Source organism: Streptomyces sp. NPDC037126, assembly GCF_055605965.1.
Genome location: NZ_JBVJTD010000016.1, coordinates 96820 through 120084 on the forward strand (window position 1 = coordinate 96820; position 23265 = coordinate 120084).

Annotated in this window: 19 protein-coding genes; 13 read left to right on the plus strand and 6 right to left on the minus strand. The window is 71.9% G+C overall.

The window, feature by feature from the left end; translation table 11 throughout:
* Positions 1-57: 57 nt before the first annotated feature.
* Together ACZ7FF_RS30330 and ACZ7FF_RS30335 are read left to right on the plus strand one after the other, a co-directional pair.
* Positions 58-1614, plus strand: a complete 1557-nt coding sequence (locus ACZ7FF_RS30330; RefSeq protein WP_470816050.1) for a PucR family transcriptional regulator — start codon at positions 58-60, stop codon at positions 1612-1614.
* Positions 1615-1696: 82 nt separating this feature from the next.
* Positions 1697-2485 carry a phosphatase gene (locus ACZ7FF_RS30335; RefSeq protein WP_470816051.1) on the plus strand — a complete coding sequence of 263 codons (789 nt, stop codon included), beginning with the start codon at positions 1697-1699 and terminating at the stop codon, positions 2483-2485.
* 55 nt (positions 2486-2540) lie between these two features.
* On the opposite strand, the gene ACZ7FF_RS30340 is transcribed toward ACZ7FF_RS30335, so the two are convergent.
* The 4 genes from ACZ7FF_RS30340 to ACZ7FF_RS30355 all read right to left on the minus strand — a co-directional run bounded on the left by ACZ7FF_RS30340 (position 2541) and on the right by ACZ7FF_RS30355 (position 6018).
* Positions 2541-2936 (minus strand): hypothetical protein, encoded by a 396-nt coding sequence (locus ACZ7FF_RS30340; protein ID WP_470816054.1) that lies wholly within the window; start codon positions 2934-2936, stop codon positions 2541-2543.
* 308 nt (positions 2937-3244) lie between these two features.
* Positions 3245-4111, minus strand: a complete 867-nt coding sequence (gene tesB / locus ACZ7FF_RS30345) for an acyl-CoA thioesterase II (protein ID WP_470816056.1) — start codon at positions 4109-4111, stop codon at positions 3245-3247.
* A gap of 36 nt (positions 4112-4147) precedes the next feature.
* Positions 4148-5305 carry an acyl-CoA dehydrogenase family protein gene (locus ACZ7FF_RS30350; RefSeq protein ID WP_351245602.1) on the minus strand — a complete coding sequence of 386 codons (1158 nt, stop codon included), beginning with the start codon at positions 5303-5305 and terminating at the stop codon, positions 4148-4150.
* 116 nt (positions 5306-5421) lie between these two features.
* On the minus strand, positions 5422-6018 hold the full coding sequence (locus tag ACZ7FF_RS30355) for an SACE_7040 family transcriptional regulator (protein WP_470816058.1): 597 nt from the start codon (positions 6016-6018) through the stop codon (positions 5422-5424).
* Between the two features lie 97 nt (positions 6019-6115).
* Here ACZ7FF_RS30355 and ACZ7FF_RS30360 point away from each other — a divergent pair, with 97 nt between their 5' ends.
* The 10 genes from ACZ7FF_RS30360 (at position 6116) to ACZ7FF_RS30405 (ending at position 19022) form a co-directional block, all read left to right on the plus strand.
* Positions 6116-7732: a carboxyl transferase domain-containing protein gene (locus tag ACZ7FF_RS30360; protein ID WP_470816059.1), complete on the plus strand. Its 1617-nt coding sequence runs from the start codon at positions 6116-6118 to the stop codon at positions 7730-7732.
* Positions 7733-7743: 11 nt separating this feature from the next.
* Positions 7744-9672: an acetyl/propionyl/methylcrotonyl-CoA carboxylase subunit alpha gene (locus ACZ7FF_RS30365; protein ID WP_470816061.1), complete on the plus strand. Its 1929-nt coding sequence runs from the start codon at positions 7744-7746 to the stop codon at positions 9670-9672.
* A 17-nt stretch (positions 9673-9689) separates the two neighbouring features.
* The gene (locus tag ACZ7FF_RS30370) at positions 9690-10613 is read left to right on the plus strand and encodes a hydroxymethylglutaryl-CoA lyase (RefSeq protein WP_470816234.1); all 924 of its coding nucleotides are present in this window, start codon (positions 9690-9692) and stop codon (positions 10611-10613) included.
* Between the two features lie 5 nt (positions 10614-10618).
* The gene (locus tag ACZ7FF_RS30375; protein ID WP_470816062.1) at positions 10619-11779 is read left to right on the plus strand and encodes an acyl-CoA dehydrogenase family protein; all 1161 of its coding nucleotides are present in this window, start codon (positions 10619-10621) and stop codon (positions 11777-11779) included.
* 176 nt (positions 11780-11955) lie between these two features.
* A complete protein-coding gene (locus tag ACZ7FF_RS30380; RefSeq protein ID WP_470816065.1) occupies positions 11956-13002 on the plus strand; it encodes an ABC transporter substrate-binding protein in 1047 nt (348 codons plus the stop codon).
* 41 nt (positions 13003-13043) lie between these two features.
* Positions 13044-13898: a siderophore-interacting protein gene (locus ACZ7FF_RS30385; protein WP_470816067.1), complete on the plus strand. Its 855-nt coding sequence runs from the start codon at positions 13044-13046 to the stop codon at positions 13896-13898.
* Positions 13899-14025: 127 nt separating this feature from the next.
* Positions 14026-15468, plus strand: a complete 1443-nt coding sequence (gene desA / locus ACZ7FF_RS30390) for a lysine decarboxylase DesA (protein ID WP_470816068.1) — start codon at positions 14026-14028, stop codon at positions 15466-15468.
* Complete coding sequence (locus ACZ7FF_RS30395) at positions 15452-16735, plus strand: lysine N(6)-hydroxylase/L-ornithine N(5)-oxygenase family protein (RefSeq protein ID WP_470816070.1); 1284 nt, start codon at positions 15452-15454, stop codon at positions 16733-16735. The genes desA and ACZ7FF_RS30395 overlap by 17 nt, the downstream gene beginning before the upstream one ends.
* Positions 16732-17256: a GNAT family N-acetyltransferase gene (locus tag ACZ7FF_RS30400; RefSeq protein WP_470816072.1), complete on the plus strand. Its 525-nt coding sequence runs from the start codon at positions 16732-16734 to the stop codon at positions 17254-17256. Before ACZ7FF_RS30395 ends, ACZ7FF_RS30400 begins: the two co-directional genes overlap by 4 nt.
* Positions 17253-19022: an IucA/IucC family protein gene (locus ACZ7FF_RS30405; protein ID WP_470816073.1), complete on the plus strand. Its 1770-nt coding sequence runs from the start codon at positions 17253-17255 to the stop codon at positions 19020-19022. Before ACZ7FF_RS30400 ends, ACZ7FF_RS30405 begins: the two co-directional genes overlap by 4 nt.
* 60 nt (positions 19023-19082) lie before the next feature.
* Here ACZ7FF_RS30405 and ACZ7FF_RS30410 read toward each other — a convergent pair whose 3' ends face one another.
* Complete coding sequence (locus ACZ7FF_RS30410; RefSeq protein WP_470816074.1) at positions 19083-20684, minus strand: beta-N-acetylhexosaminidase; 1602 nt, start codon at positions 20682-20684, stop codon at positions 19083-19085.
* Positions 20685-20746: 62 nt separating this feature from the next.
* Here ACZ7FF_RS30410 and ACZ7FF_RS30415 point away from each other — a divergent pair, with 62 nt between their 5' ends.
* Entirely contained in the window at positions 20747-21643 is an 897-nt protein-coding gene (locus ACZ7FF_RS30415; RefSeq protein ID WP_470816076.1) for a DUF4429 domain-containing protein, read from the plus strand.
* A 36-nt stretch (positions 21644-21679) separates the two neighbouring features.
* On the opposite strand, the gene ACZ7FF_RS30420 is transcribed toward ACZ7FF_RS30415, so the two are convergent.
* Positions 21680-23245: a purple acid phosphatase family protein gene (locus ACZ7FF_RS30420; RefSeq protein ID WP_470816078.1), complete on the minus strand. Its 1566-nt coding sequence runs from the start codon at positions 23243-23245 to the stop codon at positions 21680-21682.
* Between the last annotated feature and the right edge of the window lie 20 nt (positions 23246-23265).

Consider the following 23265-nt stretch of genomic DNA (forward strand, 5'->3'; position numbering starts at 1 on the left):
GCTGCGAAGTGTACGTTTCATCCATATGGAGGGGGTGGAGTGGAGGGAACGCACACGATGCCGGAAACGATCGCCCCAGCGGTCCCACCGACCCCACCGGTCTCCCTGTCGGCCCTGCTGGGCCGGGAGGACCTGGCCCTGCGCCAGATCGCGGGCCCCACGGCACCGGGCATCGTGATCCACTGGGCGCACACCTCGGAGATGGCCGACCCCTACCCGTACCTGCTGGGCGGCGAGTTGCTGCTCACGGCCGGGGTGCACGTCCCTCAGGCGGCGGGCGCGGACGAGGGCGCCCCCGGTGGGGGCCGGCCCGGACCCGGGGACTACTTCGAGGACTACGTCTCCCGGATCGTCGCTGCGGGCGGCGCCGCCCTGGGCTTCGGGCTGGCCCCGGTGCACGACACGGTCCCGCGCGCCCTGGTGGCCGCCTGCGAGCGCCACGGCCTGCCGCTGCTGGAGGTCCCGCCGCAGACCACCTTCTCGGGGGTGGCCCGCGCGGTGTGGCAGCTGATGGCGCAGGCGCGGCTGGCCGAGCTGCGCCGGGTCACCGAGGCCCAGCAGGGCCTCGCGGCCGCCGCCGCCCGCCCGGACCCGGTCCCCTCGGTGCTCCACCGTCTGGCGCGCCATCTGTCCGGCCGGGCGGTGCTGTTCGGACCCGACGGCACGGAGATCGCGGGCGCGGGCCGGCAGCCGGCGCGGGGGGTGGCCGAGGCGCTCGCGGGCCTGGCGCGGGTGGTACGGCCGGTGCGGGCGGGGACTCCCCCGGCCGCCGCGGGCCCGGTCGAGGTCCCGGCGGCTCCCGCCGCCCGTCCCAGCTCCGCCACCGACGCGCTCGGAGACACCCACCTGGCCGTCTACGCCCTCGGCGCCGGCGACTTCGTGCTCGGCGTCGCCGGACCCGAGCGGGAGCCGGGCGGTCACACCATCGCCTCGGTGGCCGCCGTGCTGTTGTCGCTGCTCACCGGGGAGCACCAGAGCGGGGCCGGTGCCGCGCGGTCGTCCGCGCTGGTGCGGCTGCTGCTCGGTGCCCCGCCGGAGGCGGTCGCCCCGCTGCTCGGGTGCGGGGAGTGGCTGGTGGTGCACGCCCGCCCCGAGGCGCAGGCGCCGGACGCCGTCGCCGCCTCCGCGCTGGGCGCGGCCGTCGGGTCCCCGCTGGTGGACCTCGGCCGGGACGTCGTCCGCGTCCTGGTGCCCGCCGCGCGGGAGCCGGTCGCGGTGCCCGGCTGGACCCTCGGGGTCAGCGCGCCCGCCGGGCCGGGCGAGTGGCCGGCCGCCGATCAGCAGGCGGCCCGCGCACTGGCCCGGGCCCGCGCGACCCGCGCCCCGCTGGCGCGGCACCGGGCAGGGCCCGGGTTCGCGGAGCTGGTGCCTCCGGCCGAGGCGCAGGCGCACGCCCGCGCGCTGCTCGCCCCGCTCGCGGATCAGCCGGCGCTCGCCGACACGCTGCGCGGCTGGCTCTCGCTGCACGGCAGTTGGGACCGCACGGCGGTGGCGCTGGGCGTCCACCGCAACACCGTGCGCCAGCGCGTCGCGCGCTGCGCCGCCCTCCTGGACACCGACCTGGACGACCCGGACGTGCGCATGGAGTTGTGGTTCGCGCTGCGGCACGGCTGAGCGCGGCGGCCGGTGCGTGACCCCCGGCCCAGCGAACCGCATGCCGAGGACGCCCGCGGCGGGCTGCCCCACAATGGGGGGCATGCCGATATCCGGGACACCCAGCCGCGCCCAGCTCGTCGACCACCTGGTGAGGACCCGTATCGCGGGGGACGTCGCCACACCCCGCGAGAACAATCTCTCCCATTACCGCAAGCTGGCCAACGGCGAGCGCAACTTCTGGCTCGGACTGGAGCTGGGCGACCGCTGGACGGACGAGCAGGACGTGCTCGCGGTCATGGCCGAGCGGGTGGGCGTCAACGACGACCCCGAGTACCGGTACGGGCAGGACACCATCGACCCGGAGCTGACCGTGGACGCGCTGGACCGGCTGGCGGCGCGGCTGCGCAAGGCGGCCGGGGGACGCCAGCGGGTGCTGTTCGCCACCGGTCACCCGGGCGGTCTGCTGGACGTGCACCGGGCCACGGCTGCAGCGTTGCGCACCGCCGGCTGCGAGATCGTGGTCATCCCGGACGGTCTGCAGACGGAGGAGGGCTACGTGATGCAGTTCGCGGACGTGGCCGTCCTGGAGCACGGGGCGACGCTGTGGCACACCCACTCGGGAGAGCCGATGCGGGCCATTCTGACGGGACTTGAGCGGGCGGGGCGCCCGCTTCCGGACCTGGTCGTCGCCGACCACGGCTGGGCCGGGTACGCCGCGCAGCACGGCCTGGACTCGGTCGGGTACGCGGACTGCAACGACCCCGCGCTGTTCCTCGCGGAGTCCGAGGGAACCCTCCAGGTCGCCGTACCGCTGGACGACCACGTCGTCAGCCCGCGCTTCTACGATCCCCTGACGGCGTATCTGCTGGCCGCCGCGGGACTGGAATGACGGGATGTGCGGCCCCGCGCGCGGGGTCGCACATCGTGTTCAGTTGGGGTTCGGCTCAGCGGCCTCCGTGACCTCCGCCTCCGTGACCGCCACCGCCGTAGCCGCCACCGCCGTGACCGCCACCGCCGTAGCCGCCACCGCCGTGGCCGCCGTAACCGCCGCCGCCGTAACCACCATGGCCGCCGTAACCGCCACCGCCGTAACCACCATGGCCGCCGTAGCCGCCATGGCCGCCGTAATCGCCATAGCCGCCGTAACCGCCGTGTCCGCCGTAGCCGCAGTCGTCGTTCCACCAGCCGCCGCCGCAGTCCCTGCTGTAGGAGCCACGGTCGTTGTGGTGGTCGTACGTCCCCGCCGAGGCGGTTCCCGCGGCGCCGAGGGCGGCTCCGCCGGCCAGCAGCGCCCCGGCTGCGGACATGGCGAAGATGCGCCTCGTGCGTTGTGCTCGCATAGGAGATACCTTCCGTTCCATCGTCTCGCGCGGCTCCCGGCGAGCAGGAGGGCGAGGTCAATGGCCGCCGCCGCACGGCGAAGGGTGCGGCACGGCGGTCTTCGGATGTCACCGCTGGATCGTGTGCGGCACGTCGGTTCGGCCGACGCCTGCGGCCCGCCCGGACGCTGGTGCGCCATCAGGTGCCGCGGCTGAGGTCAGAGGTGTCCAGGGACCTCGTCGGCCGCACATGCCATGCACTTGCGGCTTTCACTCAGTGAGCCTAGTCCCCCATCCATGACTTGGCACCTCAGGAAACCATTTGCCGCTCAGCGCGGAACCCGGACCACACCCTCCTGGATGACCGTGATCGCGAGCCGGCCGTCCTGCGTGTGTATACGGGCCTGTCCGAGGCCGCGGCCGCCGTGCGCGGACGGCGACTCCTGGTCGTACAGCAGCCATTCGTCGGCGCGGAACGGACGGTGGAACCACATCGCGTGGTCGAGGGAGGCGCCGACGACGTCCCCGACGGCCCAGCCGCCGCGGCCGTGCGCGAGCAGCACGGAGTCGAGCAAGGTCATGTCGGAGACATAGGTGGCGAGGACGACGTGCAGCAGCGGGTCGTCGTCCAGCTTGCCGTTGGTGCGGAACCACACCTGGCTGTGCGGCTCCCGGGGCTCGCCGAACCTGCCGTACGGCGGCTCGTCCACGTACCTGAGGTCGATCGCCTCGCGGGCCTCCAGGAACTTCTCGACGACCTCGGGCGCGAGGTGGTCGTAGCCGCGCAGCCGCTCGTGGGAGGTGGGCAGGCCCGCCGGATCGGGTGCGGCCGGCATCGGCGTCTGGTGGTCGAGCCCCTCCTCGTGCGTCTGGAAGGACGCCGAGAGGTGGAAGATCGGCTTGCCGTGCTGGACGGCGACCACGCGGCGGGTGGTGAAGGACCGGCCGTCGCGGATGCGGTCGACGGTGTAGACGATCGGTGCGCCCGGGTCGCCGGGACGCAGGAAGTACGCGTGCAGGGAGTGGGCGGGCCGGTCCGCGGGGACCGTGCGCCCGGCGGCGACCAGCGCCTGCGCCGCGACCTGCCCGCCGAAGACGCGGGGGACGACGGCGGAACGGGACTGGCCGCGGAAGATGTTCTCCTCGATCTGCTCGAGATCGAGCAGATCGAGGAGATCCTGGAGTGCCTGGCTCATGGCTTGTAGTAATACCCGCCAGTGATTGCGGAGACCTTACAGACCCATGTCCTTGGCGATGATCGTCTTCATGATCTCGCTGGTGCCGCCGTAGATGCGGTTGACGCGGTTGTCCGCGTACAGGCGGGCGATCGGGTACTCGTTCATGTAGCCGTAGCCGCCGTGCAGCTGGAGGCAGCGGTCGATCACGCGGTGGGCGACCTCGGTGCAGAACAGCTTGGCGGAGGCGGCCTCGGCGGGCGTCAGCTCGCCGGCGTCCAGGGCCTCCGTGGCGCGGTCGGCGACGGCCTCGGCCGCGTCCACCTCGGCCTGGCAGGCGGCCAGCTCGAACTTCGTGTTCTGGAAGTGGGCGACCGGCTTGCCGAAGACGGTGCGCTCCTGAACGTACTGCTTGGCGAACCGGACGGCGGCCTTGGCCTGGGCGTAGGCGCCGAAGGCGATGCCCCAGCGCTCGGAGGCCAGGTTGTGGCCGAGGTAGTAGAAGCCCTTGTTCTCCTCGCCGAGCAGGTCCTCGACGGGCACCTTGACGTCGACGAAGGCCAGCTCGGCGGTGTCGGAGGTCTTCAGGCCGAGCTTGTCGAGCTTGCGGCCGACGGAGTAGCCCTCGGACTTGGTGTCGACGGCGAAGAGGGAGATGCCGTGGCGGCGGTCCTCGGCGGTCGGCGCGGCGGTGCGGGCGCACACGATCACGCGGTCGGCGTGGACGCCACCGGTGATGAAGGTCTTGGCGCCGTTGAGGACGTAGTGGGTGCCGTCCTCGGAGAGCTTGGCGGTGGACTTCATGCCCGCGAGGTCGGAACCGGTGCCCGGCTCCGTCATCGCGATGGCCCACATCTCCTCGCCGGTGACGAACTTCGGCAGGAAGCGCTTCTTCTGCTCGTCGGTGGCGAGCATCTTGATGTACGGCAGGGCGAGCAGCACGTGCACGCCGGAACCGCCGAACTGGACGCCCGCGCGCGCGGTCTCCTCGTAGAGGACGGCCTCGAACTTGTGGCTGTCCATGCCCGCGCCGCCGAACTCCTCGGGCACGTTGATGCCGAAGATGCCCAGCTCGCCGAGCTTGTAGTAGAAGTCGCGCGGCGCCTGGCCGGCGGCGAACCACTCGTCGTACACGGGTACGACCTCGGCCTCGATAAAGGCGCGCAGGGTCTCCCGGAACGCCTCGTGATCCTCGTTGAACACCGTACGGCGCACGCCGCCCACCTCCAGCTACCTGTCTAAGCGCTTGCTCAGATCCAAAGGTACTGGCGAGTATGTTCTGGCGTCCAGGGTGACCTTGGCCACGCGCCCTGGCGCCCGGGGACCGGAGGTCAGTCCTCCCCGGCCGCCTCGAACGCCCCGCGGGCCATCCGGTGCAGCAGCGCCGCCATGGGGCCCCGCCCGGGGAGGGTGCCCGCCCGGCCCAGGTGGGGCGTGGAGTTCAGGAGGCCGAAGACCGAGTGGACGGCGGACCGGGCGGACGGCTCGGACAGCCCCGGGTACACCTCGCGGACCACCTCCACCCACAGTTCGACGTACTGCCGCTGGAGCTGGCGGACCAGCTTGCGGTCGCTGTCGCGCAGGCGGTCCAGCTCGCGGTCGTGCAGGGTGATCAGGGGCCGGTCGTCGAGGGCGAAGTCGATGTGCCCCTCGATCAGCGAGTCGAGGATCCGGGCCGCGGGCACCCCGTCGGCCTCCGCGAGGCGCCGCTTGGCCCCCGTCAGCAGCTGGCCGCTGATGCCGACCAGCAACTCGGCGAGCATCGCGTCCTTGCCCGGGAAGTGGCGGTACAGACCGGGGCCGCTGATGCCGACGGCGGCGCCTATCTCGTCGACCCCGACGCCGTGGAAGCCGCGCTCGGCGAAGAGCCGGGCGGCCTCCTTGAGGATCTGCTCACGGCGGGTGGGCGCGTCGGTTCTGGTGACCATGCAGGCAATTCTAGACAGCGAGGTTAGCGGTCGTTAACCTGAAGGAAATGGTTAACGCTCATTAACTGGTTCGATCACCGGGTGAGGGGACCGCAGGATGCAGGAGGCACCGGAGCTTCGGAGCGCGGCAGATCCCGCGTCGGAGGCCTGGCGGGCCAATGAACAGGCCCATCTCGCGCTCGTCGAGGAGCTGCGCGGCAAGCTGGCCGCGGCGGCGCTCGGCGGTGGCGAGAAGGCGCGGGCCCGGCACACGGCGCGCGGCAAGCTGCTGCCGAGGGACAGGGTCGACGCGCTTCTCGACCCGGGCTCCCCTTTTCTGGAGCTGGCGCCGCTCGCGGCCGACGGGATGTACGACGGACAGGCCCCGGCCGCGGGTGTGATCGCCGGCATCGGACGCGTCAGCGGGCGCGAGTGCGTGATCGTCGCGAACGACGCCACGGTCAAGGGCGGCACGTACTACCCGATGACGGTGAAGAAGCACCTGCGCGCCCAGGAGGTGGCCCTCGACAACCGGCTGCCCTGCGTCTACCTGGTCGACTCCGGCGGCGCCTTCCTGCCGATGCAGGACGAGGTGTTCCCGGACCGCGAGCACTTCGGGCGCATCTTCTACAACCAGGCCCGGATGTCCGGCGCCGGGATCCCGCAGATCGCGGCCGTCCTCGGCTCGTGCACGGCCGGTGGCGCGTACGTCCCCGCGATGAGCGACGAGGCGGTGATCGTCCGCAACCAGGGGACCATCTTCCTCGGCGGCCCGCCGCTGGTGAAGGCCGCCACCGGTGAGGTCGTGACGGCGGAGGAGCTGGGCGGCGGCGAGGTCCACTCGCGCGTGTCAGGTGTCACCGACCACCTCGCCGAGGACGACGCGCACGCGCTGCGGATCGTGCGGAACATCGTCGCCACGCTCCCGGCCCGGCAGTCCCTCCCCTGGGAGGTCCAGCCGGCCGTCGAGCCCAAGGCCGACCCGTTCGGGCTGTACGGCGCCGTCCCGGTCGACTCCCGCACCCCCTACGACGTCCGCGAGATCATCGCGCGCGTGGTCGACGGCTCGCGGTTCGCCGAGTTCAAGAGCGAGTTCGGGCAGACCCTGATCACCGGCTTCGCCCGCATCCACGGCCACCCGGTCGGCATCGTCGCCAACAACGGCATCCTCTTCTCCGAGTCCGCCCAGAAGGGCGCGCACTTCATCGAGCTGTGCGACCAGCGCGGGATCCCGCTGGTGTTCCTGCAGAACATCTCGGGCTTCATGGTCGGCAAGGACTACGAGGCCGGCGGCATCGCCAAGCACGGCGCCAAGATGGTCACGGCGGTGGCCTGCACGCGCGTGCCGAAGCTGACGGTGGTGGTCGGCGGCTCCTACGGGGCGGGCAACTACTCGATGTGCGGCCGGGCCTACTCCCCCCGCTTCCTGTGGATGTGGCCCAACGCCAAGATCTCCGTGATGGGCGGCGAGCAGGCCGCCAGCGTCCTCGCCACCGTCAAGCGGGACCAGCTGGAGGGCCGCGGCGAGTCCTGGTCCGCCGAGGACGAGGACGCCTTCAAGGCGCCGATCCGCGCCCAGTACGAGAACCAGGGCAACGCCTACTACGCCACCGCCCGCCTCTGGGACGACGGCGTGATCGACCCGCTGCAGACCCGTCAGGTGCTCGGACTCGCCCTGACGGCCTGCGCCAACGCGCCGCTGGGCGAGCCCCAGTTCGGCGTCTTCCGGATGTGAGGAGGGGAACCGTGTTCGACACAGTGCTGGTAGCCAACCGCGGCGAGATCGCCGTACGCGTCATCCGTACGCTCCGCTCGCTGGGCGTGCGCTCGGTGGCGGTCTTCTCCGACGCCGACGCCGACGCGCGGCACGTCCGGGAGGCCGACACCGCGGTCCGGATCGGGCCGGCCCCCGCCGCCGAGAGCTATCTGTCGGTGGAGCGGCTGCTGGAGGCCGCCGCCCGCACGGGCGCGCAGGCCGTCCACCCCGGGTACGGCTTCCTCGCCGAGAACGCGGGCTTCGCCCGTGCGTGCGAGGAGGCGGGCCTGGTCTTCATCGGCCCGCCGGCGGACGCCATCGCGCTGATGGGCGACAAGATCCGCGCCAAGGAGACGGTGCAGGCGGCCGGGGTCCCGGTCGTGCCCGGCTCCAGCGGCAGCGGACTGACCGACGCGCAGCTCGCAGCGGCCGCCCGGGAGATCGGGGCCCCGGTGCTGCTCAAGCCGTCCGCGGGCGGTGGCGGCAAGGGCATGCGGCTGGTGCGGGACCTGAGCGTGCTGGAGGAGGAGATCGCCGCCGCCCGCCGCGAGGCCCGCGCCTCCTTCGGCGACGACACCCTGCTGGTGGAGCGGTGGGTCGACCGCCCCCGGCACATCGAGATCCAGGTGCTGGCCGACGGCCACGGGAACGTGGTGCACCTCGGCGAGCGCGAGTGCTCGCTCCAGCGGCGGCACCAGAAGATCATCGAGGAGGCGCCGAGCGTGCTCCTCGACGAGGCCACGCGCGCGTCGATGGGCGAGGCGGCCGTGCAGGCGGCGCGCAGCTGCGGGTACCGGGGCGCGGGCACGGTGGAGTTCATCGTGCCGGGCGGCGACCCGTCGTCGTACTACTTCATGGAGATGAACACCCGCCTCCAGGTGGAGCACCCCGTCACCGAACTCGTCACCGGCCTCGACCTGGTGGAGTGGCAGCTGCGGGTGGCGGCCGGGGAGCCGCTGGGCTTCGGGCAGGCGGACGTGACGCTGACCGGGCACGCGGTCGAGGCGCGGATCTGCGCCGAGGACCCGGCGCGCGGCTTCCTGCCCTCCGGCGGCACGGTCCTCAGGCTCCTCGAACCGGAGGGCGACGGCGTCCGCACCGACTCCGGGCTCAGCGAGGGCACCGAGGTGGGCAGCCTGTACGACCCGATGCTGTCCAAGGTGATCGCGTACGGTCCCGACCGGGAGACGGCGCTCAGGAAGCTCCGTGCGGCGCTCGCGCGGACGGTGACGCTCGGCGTGCAGACCAACGCGGGCTTCCTGCGCCGGCTGCTCGCGCACCCCGCGGTGACGGCGGGCGACCTGGACACCGGGCTGGTGGAGCGGGTGGTGGACGAACTGGTCCCCACCGACGTGCCCGAGGAGGTGTACGAGGCGGCGGCGGCCGTGCGCCTGGAGGCGCTGCAGCCCCCGGCGGAGGGCTGGACGGACCCCTTCTCGGTGCCGAACGGCTGGCGCATGGACGGCACCCCGAAGCCGCCCGTCTTCCACCTGCGGGTGCAGGACCCGGTGGCCCACACCCCCCGGGGCACCCACACCGTCACCGGCGACCGGGTGAGCGTCGCCCTGGACGGCGTCCGGCACACCTTCCACCGCGCCGGTGACTGGATCGGCCGCGACGGCGACGCCTGGCAGGTGCGCGACCACGACCCGGTGGCCGCGTCCCTCGGCCGGTCCGCGCACGCCGGTGCCGACTCGCTGACCGCGCCGATGCCCGGCACGGTGACCGTGGTGAAGGTGGCCGTGGGCGACGAGGTGGCCGCCGGGCAGAGCCTGCTGGTGGTGGAGGCGATGAAGATGGAGCACGTCATCTCCGCCCCGCACGCCGGCACGGTCGCCGAGCTGGACGTGACCCCCGGCACCACGGTCGCCATGGACCAGGTGCTGGCCGTCATCGCGCCCAAGGAGGAGGCGGAGTGAGCGCCGACGGACTGCCCATGGTCGTGCCGGCCCCGGACCTGCCCGCGCGGGTGCGGATCCACGAGGTCGGCGCGCGCGACGGGCTGCAGAACGAGAAGACGGCCGTGCCCACGCAGGTGAAGGCCGAGTTCATCCGCCGGCTGGCGGACGCGGGCCTGACGACCGTCGAGGCGACCAGCTTCGTGCACCCGAAGTGGGTGCCCCAGCTCGCCGACGCCGAGCAGTTGTTCCCCCTGGTGAGCGACCTGCCCGGGGTCGCCCTGCCGGTGCTGGTGCCCAACCGGCGCGGCCTGTACCGGGCGCTCGCGCTCGGCGCCGACCGGATCGCCGTCTTCGCCAGCGCCACCGAGTCCTTCGCCAAGGCCAACCTCAACCGCACGCTGGACGAGTCGCTGGCCGTCTTCGAGCCGGTGGTGCGGCACGCGAAGCAGGAGGGCGTGCACGTACGGGGCTATGTGTCGATGTGCTTCGGCGACCCCTGGGAGGGCGCGGTCCCCCTGCACCAGGTGGCCCGGGTCTGCACGGCGCTGCGGGACATGGGCTGCGACGAGCTGAGCCTCGGCGACACCATCGGTGTGGCCACGCCGGGCCATGTGCTCGAACTCCTCAGCCTTCTCAACGAGGAGGGCGTGCCGACCAACGTGATCGGTGTGCACTTCCACGACACCTACGGCCAGGCGCTCGCCAACACCCATGCGGCCCTGGAACACGGCGTGACGACGATCGACGCGTCCGCCGGCGGGCTCGGCGGCTGCCCGTACGCCAGGTCCGCCACCGGCAACCTCGCCACCGAGGACCTGGTGTGGATGCTGCACGGCCTCGGCATCGAGACCGGGGTCGACCTCGGCCGTCTGACCGCCACCAGCGTGTGGATGGCCGAACAGCTGGGCCGCCCCAGCCCCTCCCGTACCGTCCGCGCCCTCTCCCACAAGGACCAGTGATCAGCATGGACCACCGTCTCAGCCCCGAGCTGGAGGAACTCCGCCGCACGGTGGAGGAGTTCGCCCATGACGTGGTGGCGCCGAAGATCGGCGACTTCTACGAGCGGCACGAGTTCCCGTACGAGATCGTCCGGGAGATGGGCCGCATGGGCCTGTTCGGGCTTCCGTTCCCGGAGGAGTACGGCGGCATGGGCGGCGACTACCTGGCCCTCGGCCTCGCCCTGGAGGAACTGGCCCGGGTGGACTCCTCGGTGGCCATCACCCTGGAGGCGGGCGTCTCGCTGGGCGCGATGCCCCTGCATCTGTTCGGCACCGAGGAGCAGAAGCGCGAGTGGCTGCCCCGGCTGTGCTCGGGCGAGATCCTCGGCGCGTTCGGCCTGACGGAGCCGGACGGCGGCAGCGACGCCGGCGCGACCCGTACGACGGCCCGCCTGGACCCCGACACGAACGAGTGGGTGATCAACGGCACGAAGTGCTTCATCACCAACTCCGGTACGGACATCACCGGTCTGGTCACGGTCACGGCGGTCACCGGCCGGGGGCCGGACGGCAAGCCGCAGATCTCGGCGATCATCGTGCCCTCGGGCACACCGGGCTTCACGGTGGCCGCGCCCTACTCGAAGGTCGGCTGGAACGCCTCGGACACCCGTGAGCTGTCCTTCCAGGACGTCCGGGTGCCCGCCGCCAACCTGCTCGGCGCGGAGGGCCGGGGCTACGCCCAGTTCCTGCGCATCCTCGACGAGGGCCGCATCGCCATCGCGGCGCTCGCCACCGGCCTCGCCCAGGGCTGTGTGGACGAGTCGGTGAAGTACGCGAAGGAGCGGCACGCCTTCGGCCGTCCGATCGGCGCCAACCAGGCCATCCAGTTCAAGATCGCGGACATGGAGATGAAGGCCCACACGGCCCGCCTCGCCTGGCGCGACGCGGCCTCGCGGCTGGTGGCCGGCGAGCCCTTCAAGAAGGAGGCGGCCCTGGCCAAGCTGTACTCCTCCACGGTCGCCGTCGACAACGCCCGGGAGGCCACCCAGGTCCACGGCGGCTACGGGTTCATGAACGAGTACCCGGTGGCCCGCATGTGGCGCGACTCCAAGATCCTGGAGATCGGCGAGGGCACGAGCGAGGTCCAGCGCCTGCTGATCGCCCGGGAGCTCGGCCTGGTGGGCTGAGACCGGAACAAGGAGAGGGCCGGCCCCCGCGGGGGCCGGCCCTCTCCTTTTCGGTCCGCTCGGACGCGGCCGGGCCGGAACAGTCACCACCCCTGGACATCAAGTGAGGTTAGGCTAACCTGACCTTCGAGCCCGTCCGGTGGGTCGTCCCGCCCTGTTCCGAAAGCAGCCGAGTCATGCCCAACGCCCGCACCCCCCAGCTGAATCGCCGCGGTCTCCTCGCCGCCGGCGGCGCCGTCGCGCTCGGCGCCGCGCTCGCCGCCTGCGGGGACGACACGGGTAAAAGCGGCGCCGACGGCTCCGGGGCGACCGCCGCGAAGTCCGGCCCGTGGTCCTTCCGGGACGACCGCGGCACGACCGTGAAGCTGGACAAGGTCCCCGCGGACATCGTGGCGTTCACCGGCGTCGGCGCCGCGCTGTACGACTACGGCATCCAGGTCAAGGGCGTCTTCGGACCGACGACGACCAAGGACGGCAAGGCCGACGTCCAGGCCGGCGACATGGACGTCAGCAAGGTGACGGTCCTCGGCAACACCTGGGGCCAGTTCAACCTGGAGAAGTACGCGTCCCTCGCACCGGACGTGCTGATCTCCACGATGTTCGACGGCGCCGGCACCCTCTGGTACGTCCCCGAGGAGTCCAGGAAGAAGATCGCCCAGCTGGCCCCGAGCGTCGGCGTCTCCGTCTACGACCGCCCGCTCACCCGGCCGCTGCAGCGGATGTGGGAGCTCGCCGAGTCGCTCGGCGCGGACATGAAGGCCGCGAAGGTGACGGACGCCAGGAAGCGGTTCGAGGCCGCGGCCGCCCGGCTGCGGGCCGCCGCCAGGTCCAAGCCCGGCGTCAAGGTGATGGCGGCCAGCGCGAGCGACCAGCTCTTCTACGTCTCCGGCTCCAACCTCTCCGTCGACCTGGAGTACTTCAAGGCCCTCGGCGTGAACCTCGTCGAGCCCCCGGAGAGCGCCAAGAAGCAGGGCGGCGGCTGGTACGAGTCGCTGAGCTGGGAGAACGTCGACAAGTACCACGCCGACATCATCATGATGGACGACCGCTCCTCGGCCATCCAGCCCGCCGACATCACCAAGCCGACCTGGCAGAAGCTGCCCGCGGTGAAGGCGGGCCAGGTCATCGCCCGTTCGCCGGAGCCGATCCTCTCCTACGACAAGTGCGTCCCACTGCTGACGAACCTCGCCGAGGCCCTGGAGAAGGCCAGGAAGCTCGGCTGACCCCCTGACGAAGCCCTGGATCCCATCCTCAGGAGCCCCCCATGACGACGGCCGTGGCCGCCCCGTTCCGCTTCTTCGCAACTCAGGTCGCACGGACGAGGCGGCTCGGCCCGTCCCTGGTCCGGATCACCTTCGCCGGCCCCGACCTGGACGGCTTCCGCTCCGAGGGGCGCGACCAGTCCCTCTCCCTGTTCCTGCCGCACCCCGGCCAGACCGAGCCCGTCGTCCCGCTGGAGCTGGGCGACGGCTGGTGGCAGGGGTGGCGCGAACTGCCCGACGACGTACGGGCGGTGATGCGGTCCTACACGCTCCGCGCCCTGCGCCGGGACGCCCTGGGCCGCACGGCGGAGATCGACATCGACTTCGCCCTGCACGGCGTCGGACCCGGCGCGCCCGGCCCGGCGGGACCCGCCTCCCGCTGGGCCTCCCGCGCCACGGCCGGGGACCGCGTGCTGCTGCTCGGCCCGGCGGTCGCAGACAACCGCGCCATCCGCTTCCGCCCGCCCGAGGACACCGACCTGGTCGTCCTGTGGGGTGACGAGACCGCCGTACCCGCCGCGACCGCCGTCCTGGAGGCCCTCCCCGCGGGCGTCCGCGCCCGCGCCTGGCTGGAGGTGCCGCACGCCGGGGACATCCAGGACGTGCTCACGGATGCGGACGCGGAGATCACCTGGCTCGTGCGGCACGACGGGGCGCCCTCGGCCGCCGAGGCCGTCCGGGCCGCCCGACTGCCGTCCGCCGAGCGGCCGTACGTGTGGATCGCGGGCGAGTCGGGCGAGGTGAAGGCGCTGCGGCGGCACTTCGTCGGCGAGCGCGGGGTCGACCGGCGCCGGGTGACCTTCGTCGGGTACTGGCGCCGCGGGATGACCGAGGAACAGCTCCGGGCCGCGGAGTGATCACCCCCTGAAGTGACGCCGGGGAAGTGACGCCGGTCACGTCGAGTCATGCCTTGATCCAAATAACTTAGGTTAGGCTAACCTAAATTTAATCCCCGCACGGACTGTCCCCTCGGAGGACCCCCACATGCGCTCGCACCTGCTCAATGGCCTCACCGCGGAGCAATACCGCCGCTCCGTGACCGAAGGAGTCGAGCGGGTGGCGGCCAAACTCGCCACCACCGACCGTCCGTTCACCGGCGTCACCGTGGACGCCCTCGCCCCCCGCGTCGACGCCGTCGACCTCGACCGGCCGCTCGGCGACACCGCCGCCGTCCTGGACGAACTGGAGGACGTGTACCTCCGCGACGCGGTCTACTTCCACCACCCCCGCTACCTCGCCCACCTCAACTGCCCGGTCGTCATCCCGGCGGTGCTCGGCGAGGCCGTCCTCAGCGCGGTCAACTCCTCCCTCGACACCTGGGACCAGTCGGCCGGCGGCACCCTCATCGAGCGCAAGCTCATCGCCTGGACGGCCGCCCGCGCCGGCCTCGGCCCGGCCGCCGACGGCGTGTTCACCTCGGGCGGCAGCCAATCCAACCTCCAGGCGCTGCTGCTCGCGAGGGAGGAGGCGAAGAGCGACGACCTCTCCGCGCTGCGGGTCTTCGTCTCCGAGGCCGGCCACTTCAGCGTGCAGAAGTCCGCGAAACTGCTCGGCCTCGGACCGGAGGCGGTCGTCACCGTGCCGGTCGGCCACGACAAGCGCATGCAGACCGTCGCGCTCGCCCGCGAGATGGAGCGCTGCCGCGAGGACGGCCTGGTCCCGATGGCCGTCGTCGCCACCGCCGGCACCACCGACTTCGGCTCCATCGACCCCCTGCCGGAAATCGCCGGACTGTGCGCCCAGTACGGCGCCTGGCTGCACGTCGACGCCGCCTACGGCTGCGGGCTGCTCGCCTCCCGCGCCCACCGGCACCGCGTCGACGGCATCGAGCGCGCCGACTCGGTGACCGTCGACTACCACAAGTCCTTCTTCCAGCCGGTGAGTTCGTCCGCCCTGCTGGTCCGGGACGGGGCCACCCTGCGCCACGCCACCTACCACGCCGACTACCTCAACCCGCGCCGCATGGTGCGCGAGCGCATCCCCAACCAAGTCGACAAGTCCCTGCAGACCACCCGCCGTTTCGACGCCCTCAAGCTCTGGATGACGCTGCGGGTGATGGGCGCCGACGGCATCGGCGAACTCTTCGACGAGGTCTGCGACCTGGCGGCGGAGGGCTGGCGGATGCTCGCCGCCGACCCCCGCTACGACGTCGTCGTCGAGCCGAGCCTGTCCACCCTCGTCTTCCGCTACGTCCCGGCGGCCGTCACCGATCCGGCCGAGATCGACCGCGCCAACCTCCACGCCCGGGCAGCGCTGTTCGCCTCCGGCGACGCCGTGGTCGCGGGCACCAGGGTCGGCGGCCGCCACTACCTGAAGTTCACCCTGCTCAACCCCGAGACGACACCGGCCGACATCGCCGCCGTCCTCGACCTCATCGCCGGCCACGCCGAGCAGTACCTGGGAGAGACCCTTGACCGCGCTTCCTGAAGCCAGCCGCACCCATGACTTCGTGGCCATCGGGCTCGGCCCCTTCAACCTCGGTCTCGCCTGCCTCACCGAGCCGATCGCCGAACTGGACGGCGTCTTCCTGGAGTCCAAGCCCGGCTTCGAGTGGCACGCCGGCATGTTCCTGGACGGCGCCCACCTCCAGACCCCGTTCATGTCGGACCTGGTCACCCTCGCCGACCCCACCTCGCCGTACTCCTTCCTCAACTACCTGAAGGAGAAGGGTCGGCTGTACTCCTTCTACATCCGGGAGAGCTTCTACCCGCTGCGGATCGAGTACGACGACTACTGCCGCTGGGCGGCGAACCGGCTGAGCAGCGTCCGCTTCGGCACCACGGTCACCGAGGTGACGTACGAGGACGAGCTGTACGTGGTCCGCACCGGCGCAGGCGAGACCTACCGCGCCCGGCACCTGGTCCTGGGCACGGGCACCGTCCCCTTCGTCCCGCCTGCCTGCCGGGGGCTGGAGGGGGACTTCCTGCACAACTCCCAGTACATGCACCGCAAGGCCGAGCTGCAGGCCAAGAAGTCCATCACGATCGTCGGCAGCGGCCAGAGCGCGGCCGAGATCTACCACGAACTCCTCGCCGAGATCGACGTCCACGGCTACCGGCTCAACTGGGTCACCCGCTCGCCGCGGTTCTTCCCGCTGGAGTACACCAAGCTGACCCTGGAGATGACCTCCCCGGACTACATCGACTACTTCCGCGCCCTGCCCGAGGAGACCCGCTACCGGCTGGAGAAGCAGCAGAAGGGCCTGTTCAAGGGCATCAACTCGGATCTGATCGACTCGATCTTCGACCTGCTCTACCAGAAGGACGTCGAGAGCGGAGACCGTCCCGTCCCCACCCGCCTGCTCACCAACTCCTCGCTCGTCAGAGTCCGGTACGGCGACGGCGGCTACACCCTCGGCTTCCGCCAGGACGAGCAGGGCAAGGACTTCGAGATCCGCTCCGAGGGCCTGCTGCTGGCCACCGGCTACCACTACGAGCCGCCGGCCTTCCTCGCCCCGGTGCGAGGCCGCCTCCGCTTCGACGGCCACGGCCGCTTCGACGTCGCCCGCAACTACTCCGTCGACGTCACCGGCCGGGGCGTCTTCCTCCAGAACGCCGGCGTCCACACCCACAGCATCACCAGTCCCGACCTGGGCATGGGCGCGTACCGCAACGCGTACATCATCCGAGAGCTGCTCGGCACCGAGTACTACCCGGTCGAGAAGTCCGTCGCCTTCCAGGAGTTCGCCGCATGACGTTCACGATCCGCCCCCTCGCCCCCCTGAAGGACGCCCGGCTGCTGCACGGCTGGGTCACCCACCCCAAGGCCGCGTTCTGGATGATGCAGGACGCGCGCGTCGAGGACGTCGAGCGGGCCTACCAGGAGATCGCGGCGGACGAGCACCACGACGCCTTCCTCGGACTGCGCGACGGCGAGCCGGTCTTCCTGATGGAGCGGTACGACCCGGCGCACCGGGAGCTGGCCGGGCTGTACGAGCCGCAGCCGGGCGACGTCGGCATGCACTTCCTCGTCGCCCCGGCCGACACCCCCGTGCACGGGTTCACCCGGGCCGTCATCACGGCCGTGATGGAGCACCTCTTCGCGGACCCGGCCACCCGGCGGGTCGTGGTCGAACCGGACGTGCGCAACACGGCCGTGCACGCCCTGAACGAGGCCGTCGGGTTCGTGCCCGAGCGGGAGATCCGCAAGCCGGAGAAGCAGGCGCTGCTGAGCTTCTGCACGCGCGAGCGGTTCGCGAAGGCGGTGGCCGCATGACCCTCGCCGACGCCGTGGCCCATCTGACCCCCGAGCGCTGGGAGACCGCGAACCGGCTGCTGGTGCGCAAGGCGCTCGCCGAGTTCGCGCACGAGCGCCTGATCACGCCCGAGCGGGAGGGCGAGGGCTACGTCGTCCGCAGTGACGACGGGCTCACCCGCTACCGGTTCTCCGCCGTCCGCCGCGTCCTCGACCACTGGGAGATCGACCCCGGCTCCATCACCCGGCACCGCGGCGACGGCGAACTCCCCGTCGAGGCATTGGACTTCTGCGTCGAGCTGCGGGACTCCCTGGGGCTGAGCGACGAGGTCCTGCCGGTCTACCTGGAGGAGATCTCCTCCACCCTCTCGGGCACCTGCTACAAACTGGCCAAGCCGGAGGTGACCTCCGCCGAGCTGGCCCGCCGGGGATTCCAGGACATCGAGACCGGCATGACCGAGGGCCACCCCTGCTTCGTCGCCAACAACGGGCGGCTGGGGTTCGGCATCGGGGAGTACCTGGCGTACGCGCCGGAGACCGCGAGCCCGGTGCGGCTGGTGTGGCTGGCCGCGCACCGCTCGCGGGCCGCGTTCACGGCGGGCGCCGGCATCGAGTACGAGTCCTTCATGCGCCAGGAGCTGGGCGCGGCGACGCTGGACCGCTTCCGTGCCACGCTCACCGAGCAGGGACTCGACCCCGCCGACTACCTGCTGATCCCGGTGCACCCCTGGCAGTGGTGGAACAAGCTCTCCGTCACCTTCGCCGCCGAGGTCGCCCGGCGGCACCTCGTCTGCCTCGGCGAGGGCGACGACGAGTACCTGGCCCAGCAGTCCATACGGACCTTCTTCAACACGAGCGACCCGCACAGGCACTACGTGAAGACGGCCCTGTCGGTCCTCAACATGGGCTTCATGCGCGGGCTCTCGGCCGCCTACATGGAGGCGACCCCGGCGATCAACGACTGGCTCGCCCGGCTCGTCGAGAACGACCCCGTGCTGAAGGCGACCGGCCTGTCGATCATCCGGGAACGGGCGGCCGTCGGCTACCGGCACCTGGAGTACGAGCGGGCCACCGACCGCCACTCGCCGTACCGCAAGATGCTGGCCGCGCTGTGGCGGGAGAGCCCGGTGCCCTCGCTGGAGGACGGCGAGTCGCTCGCGACCATGGCCTCCCTGCTGCACGTGGACCGCCGGGGCGCCTCCTTCGCGGGCGCCCTGATCGAGCGGTCGGGGCTCACGCCCACCGCCTGGCTGCGCGCGTACCTGCGGGCGTACTACACCCCGCTGCTGCACAGCTTCTACGCCTACGACCTGGTGTTCATGCCGCACGGCGAGAACGTCGTCCTGGTGCTGGCGGACGGGGTGGTGCGGCGCGCGGTCTACAAGGACATCGCCGAGGAGATCGTGGTGATGGACCCGGACGCGGTCCTGCCGCCGGATGTGCGCCGGATCCGGGCCGACGTCCCGGACGACACGAAACTGCTGTCGGTCTTCACCGACGTCTTCGACTGCTTCTTCCGCTTCCTCGCGGCGAACCTCGCCGCCGAGGGGATCCTCGCGGAGGACGACTTCTGGCGGACGGTCGCGGAGGTCACCCGCGAGTACCAGCGCTCGGCCCCCGAACTGGCCCACCGGTTCGAGCGGTACGACGTCTTCGCCCCGGAGTTCGCCCTCTCCTGCCTCAACCGGCTCCAGCTGCGGAACAACCGGCAGATGGTGGACCTCGCCGACCCCTCCGCCGCGCTGCAGCTGGTGGGTGTCCTGAGGAACCCCATCGCCGGGTTCTGAGCGCCACGAACGGGCGGGCACCCCGCAGTACGGTCCTCCGGGGTGCCCGCCGGCCTTCGCTCAGCCCTTCGGCCAGGGCACCTGCGGCGACCTGTAGTAGCCGATGCCGAGGGCCGTCCAGCGCGGGCCCTGGGCGGCCAGGCGCACCTTGTAGGCGTCCCAGTCGTGGGTGGCCGCCGGGGACCAGCCCAGCTCGGCCGCGCCCGCGAGGCGCGGGAAGGCCATGTACTCGATGTCGGCGGACGACGTGAGCGTCTCCGACCACAGGGGCGCTTCCACTCCCCTGACGGCCGCGGCGGGGACTCCCGGCAGATAGGCGCCCGGGTCCCAGTCGTAGGACCGCCTCACCTCCACCAGGCCCGCCCAGCTCAGGCCGAGCCTGGTGTTCTTCGTGTACTTCATGTCGAGGTAGACCCGGTCGGCCGGGGACAGGATCAGCCCCGTGCCGTTCCGGGCGGCCTCGGCGACCTGCGCCTTCTCCGCCGCGCTGGTGCTGTCCAGGCCCCAGTACTGGGCGAGGGCGCCCTTGGCGGGGTGGGCGCCGGTGAGCTGGTGCCAGCCGATGACCGTCTTGCCGTACTTGGCGACGATCGGCTGCACGCGGTCCATGAACGTCACGTAGTCGGCGTGGCTGGTGGAGTGCGCCTCGTCGCCGCCGATGTGCAGATAGCGGCCCGGGGTGAGGGCGGCGATCTCCCGGATCACGTCGTCCGCGAAGTCGTAGGTGACCGCCTTGGGCACGCACAGCGAGCTGAACCCGACCTCCGTGCCCGTGTACAACGGGGGTGCCACGCCGTTGCAGTTCAGCTCGGCGTAGGAGGCGAGGGCCGCGTTGGTGTGGCCCGGCATGTCCAGCTCGGGGACGACCTCCAGGTAGCGGGAGGCCGCGTAGCGGACGATCTCGCGGTAGTCGGCCTTGGTGTAGTACCCGCCCTTGCCGCCGCCGACCTCGGTGGAGCCGCCGTAGGTGGCCAGGCGCGGCCAGGAGTCGACGGCGATGCGCCAGCCCTGGTCGTCGCTGAGGTGCAGATGCAGCTCGTTGATCTTGTAGAGGGCCAACTGGTCGATGTACCGCTCGACCTGGGCGACGGTGAAGAAGTGCCGGGAGACGTCCAGCATCGCGCCGCGGTAGGCGTAGCGGGGCCTGTCCTCGATGGTGCCGCCCGCGATCTGCCAGGGGCCCGGCTGGACGGTCCTCCTCTCGACGGCGGCCGGGAGGAGCTGGCGCAGGGTCTGGACGCCGTGGAAGAGGCCGGCGGGGGCGCTCGCGGTGATGGTGACGCCGTCGGCGCCGCTGTGCAGCAGATAACCCTCGGCGCCGAAGCCCCTGCCCGCGAGGCGGAGCCGGATGCCGCCGGTGCCGTGGCCGGTGAGCGGCAGCGGATAGCCGGTGGAGGGCCGCAGGATGCCGGCGAGGTAGGCGCCGACGCGGCGGGCCCCGGCCGAGCCGTCGACACGCACGCCGGTGGCGCGGGTGACGAGGTACGGCGTCCCGCCCGGCTGGACGTGGGCGGGTGCCGGGACCACCCGGTCCAGTGGTGTCACGGCCGCGGCGCGCGCGGCGGGGGCCGCGCCGAGGGTGAATACACCGGCGGCCGCGACGAGCAGCAGAGATCCGAGGATGCGAGGTGTTCGGGGAGTCGTGCTGTGGTTCCGTCTCACATGCGCTCCCTTCAGATGTGGTCGAGACCACTCTCCCGCAGATCCGGTGAAACAATCCCCTCATGGCGGAAATCATCCAGAAGGACGGCATCTGGGCCTTCGACGGTGACGCCCTGCGGCTCACCCCGGGTCGGGACCGGGGCGTCGGCCTGCTCCGCCGGGAGCTGGGCGAACTCGCCGTCCCGCTGGGTGCGTTGGCGGGGGTCTCCTTCGAGCGGGGCAGGAGGTCGGGGCGGCTGAGGCTGCGGCTGCGGGACGGCGCCGACCCGCTGCTGCAGGCCACCGGCGGCCGGCTCGCCGACCCGGACGACCCCTACCAGCTGACCGTGGAGTCCGACCGGTACGGCGTCGCCGGGTACTTCGCGGACGAGGTGCGCAACGCCCTGCTGCTGGAGGGGATTTCACCCGAACCGGTGACCCGCTTTCTGCTGCCGGGGCCGTCCCTGCCGGTGTCCGCCTCCGCCGGGGACGGCACCGCGGGCTTCGACGGGGAGCGGGTGCGGCTGGAGTGGAACTGGAAGACGGAGGACGCCAAGGCCGCCACCGGCCCCCGCGCCATCGCGCTCGCGGACGTCGTCGGCGTCGAGTGGCAGCCGGCGGCCGGCCTGGAGAACGGGCACCTGCGGTTCCTGGTGCGGGACGCACCGGCCACGGCACCGCCCAAGTACGACCCGAACGCGGTCGAGCTGTGGGGCTTCAGGAAGGACCCGCTGATGGCCCTGGTGGCCGCCGCCGTGCAGGCTCGGCTGCCGCACCCCGCCTCTCCCGAGACGGGAGCGGGGACGGGGACGGGAGCGGGCACGGGGACGGGGACGCACCCGAAGCCGCCGGGGCCCGCCGAGGAGGGCCATGACGCGCTGCTGCGGCGGCTGCGCGAGCTGGGCGAGCTGCACCGCGACGGGGTGCTGACCGACGAGGAGTTCACCCAGGCCAAGCGGGCGGTCCTCAAACGCCTGTGAGGACCGCCCGCGGCGCGCCGGTGGGGCGGGTGACGCCTACTTCGCCCGGCGGGACACGGTGAAGTGGTCGATGCGGTCACCGGTCTCGGCGATGCCCGACACCTTCAGCGTGGTCTGCCGGCCCTTCGGCGCGGGCGTGACGTCCACGCGCAGGAAGGAGTAGTTGAGGTAGCGGACCCGGGACCAGGTGACGGTCTCGTCGACCTTGCCGTCCTCGGTGTTGATGAAGGAGGCCACGGAGTCGACCTCGTTCTCGTGGCCCTCGTAGGAGTCCGGGGCGCTGAAGGCGTAGAGGCTGCGGCCCGCCGCGCCGGCCGTGACGTAGACCACGCCCTCGGTCTCGGGGTAGGCGGTGCCGCCGATCGGGAGCTTCTTGGTGACCGCTCCGCCCTTGATCACGTCGGTGCGCTCGTACTGGTGGTTGTGGCCGTTGATGACCAGGTCGACCTGGTACTTCTCGAACAGCGGCACCCACTCCTGGCGCACGCCCCCCTCCGAGGCGTGCGCCGTGGAGGTGCAGTAGGCGCAGTGGTGGAAGAACACGACGACGAAGTCGACGTCGTCGCGGGCCCGGAGCCGCTTCAGCTGACTCTCGAACCACTTCGTCTGAGTACCTCCAGAAATGCCCAGGTTCGCCGGGATTTCGAAGGAGACGTCGTTGGGGTCGAGCGAGATGACGGCGGTGTTGCCGTAGACGAAGGAGTAGACGCCCGGCAGGTTCCCGGCGTCGGGACCGTTGTCCGGCAGCGTCCAGCGGGCCTCCTCGCCGCCGTAGCCGTTGGGCGAGTACCAGGCCTCCATGTCGTGGTTGCCGTACGAGACCATCCACGGGACCTGCTTGGCGACCGACTCGGTCTGGGCGAGGAACTGGTCCCAGGTGCGCGAGTCGAAGCCCGTGTCGGTGGACTTGCCCTGGCCCGCCGGGTCGCCGTAGGCGATGTCGCCCGCGTGCAGGTGGAAGGCCGGGTTCTGGCCGAGGATCAGGCTGTCGTTGGCCAGCGCGTGGTAGCTGACGCCCTGGTCTCCGAAGGCCGTGAAGGTGAAGGGCTCGCGGTGGGCGGGGGCGGTGGTGAAGGTGCCCAGGGTGCCCAGCAGGTGGGACTCGGCCGGGTCGAAGCCCTCGTGGCCGACGCCGTAGTAGTAGGTGCGCCCGGGGCGCAGGTGGGTGAGCCGGGCGTGCAGGTAGTACTGCGTGTGGTCGCCGCTCGCGCCGACGCCGGCCGGGGTGTGGAGGCTGCGGACCTCGGCCTCGATCTTGTGCGAGAGGTCCCAGGGCCGGGCGCCGATGCGGATGAACGGCTTGTTCACGGCGACCGGGACCTGCCAGGAGACGGTCATCTCGGTGCGCGGGTCGTTGCCGTAGGCGAGGTGCCGGCCGAAGGGGGCGACGAGGGCGCCGTCGACGCGCTCGCCGGCGGGGGCGGTGTGCCGCGTCGGCGCGGCCGCCTGGGCGGTGGCGCCCGTCACGAACGCGCCACCCGTGACAGCGCCCAGCGTGACGGCGCCGCCTCTGATCATGGTGCGACGGGAGAATCTGGCACGCAGGTACTCGTGCTGCTCGGCCATGCCCATGCGCTCGGCCAGCTTCTCCGGTACTCCCATACGAGGAATGTCCATGGCGC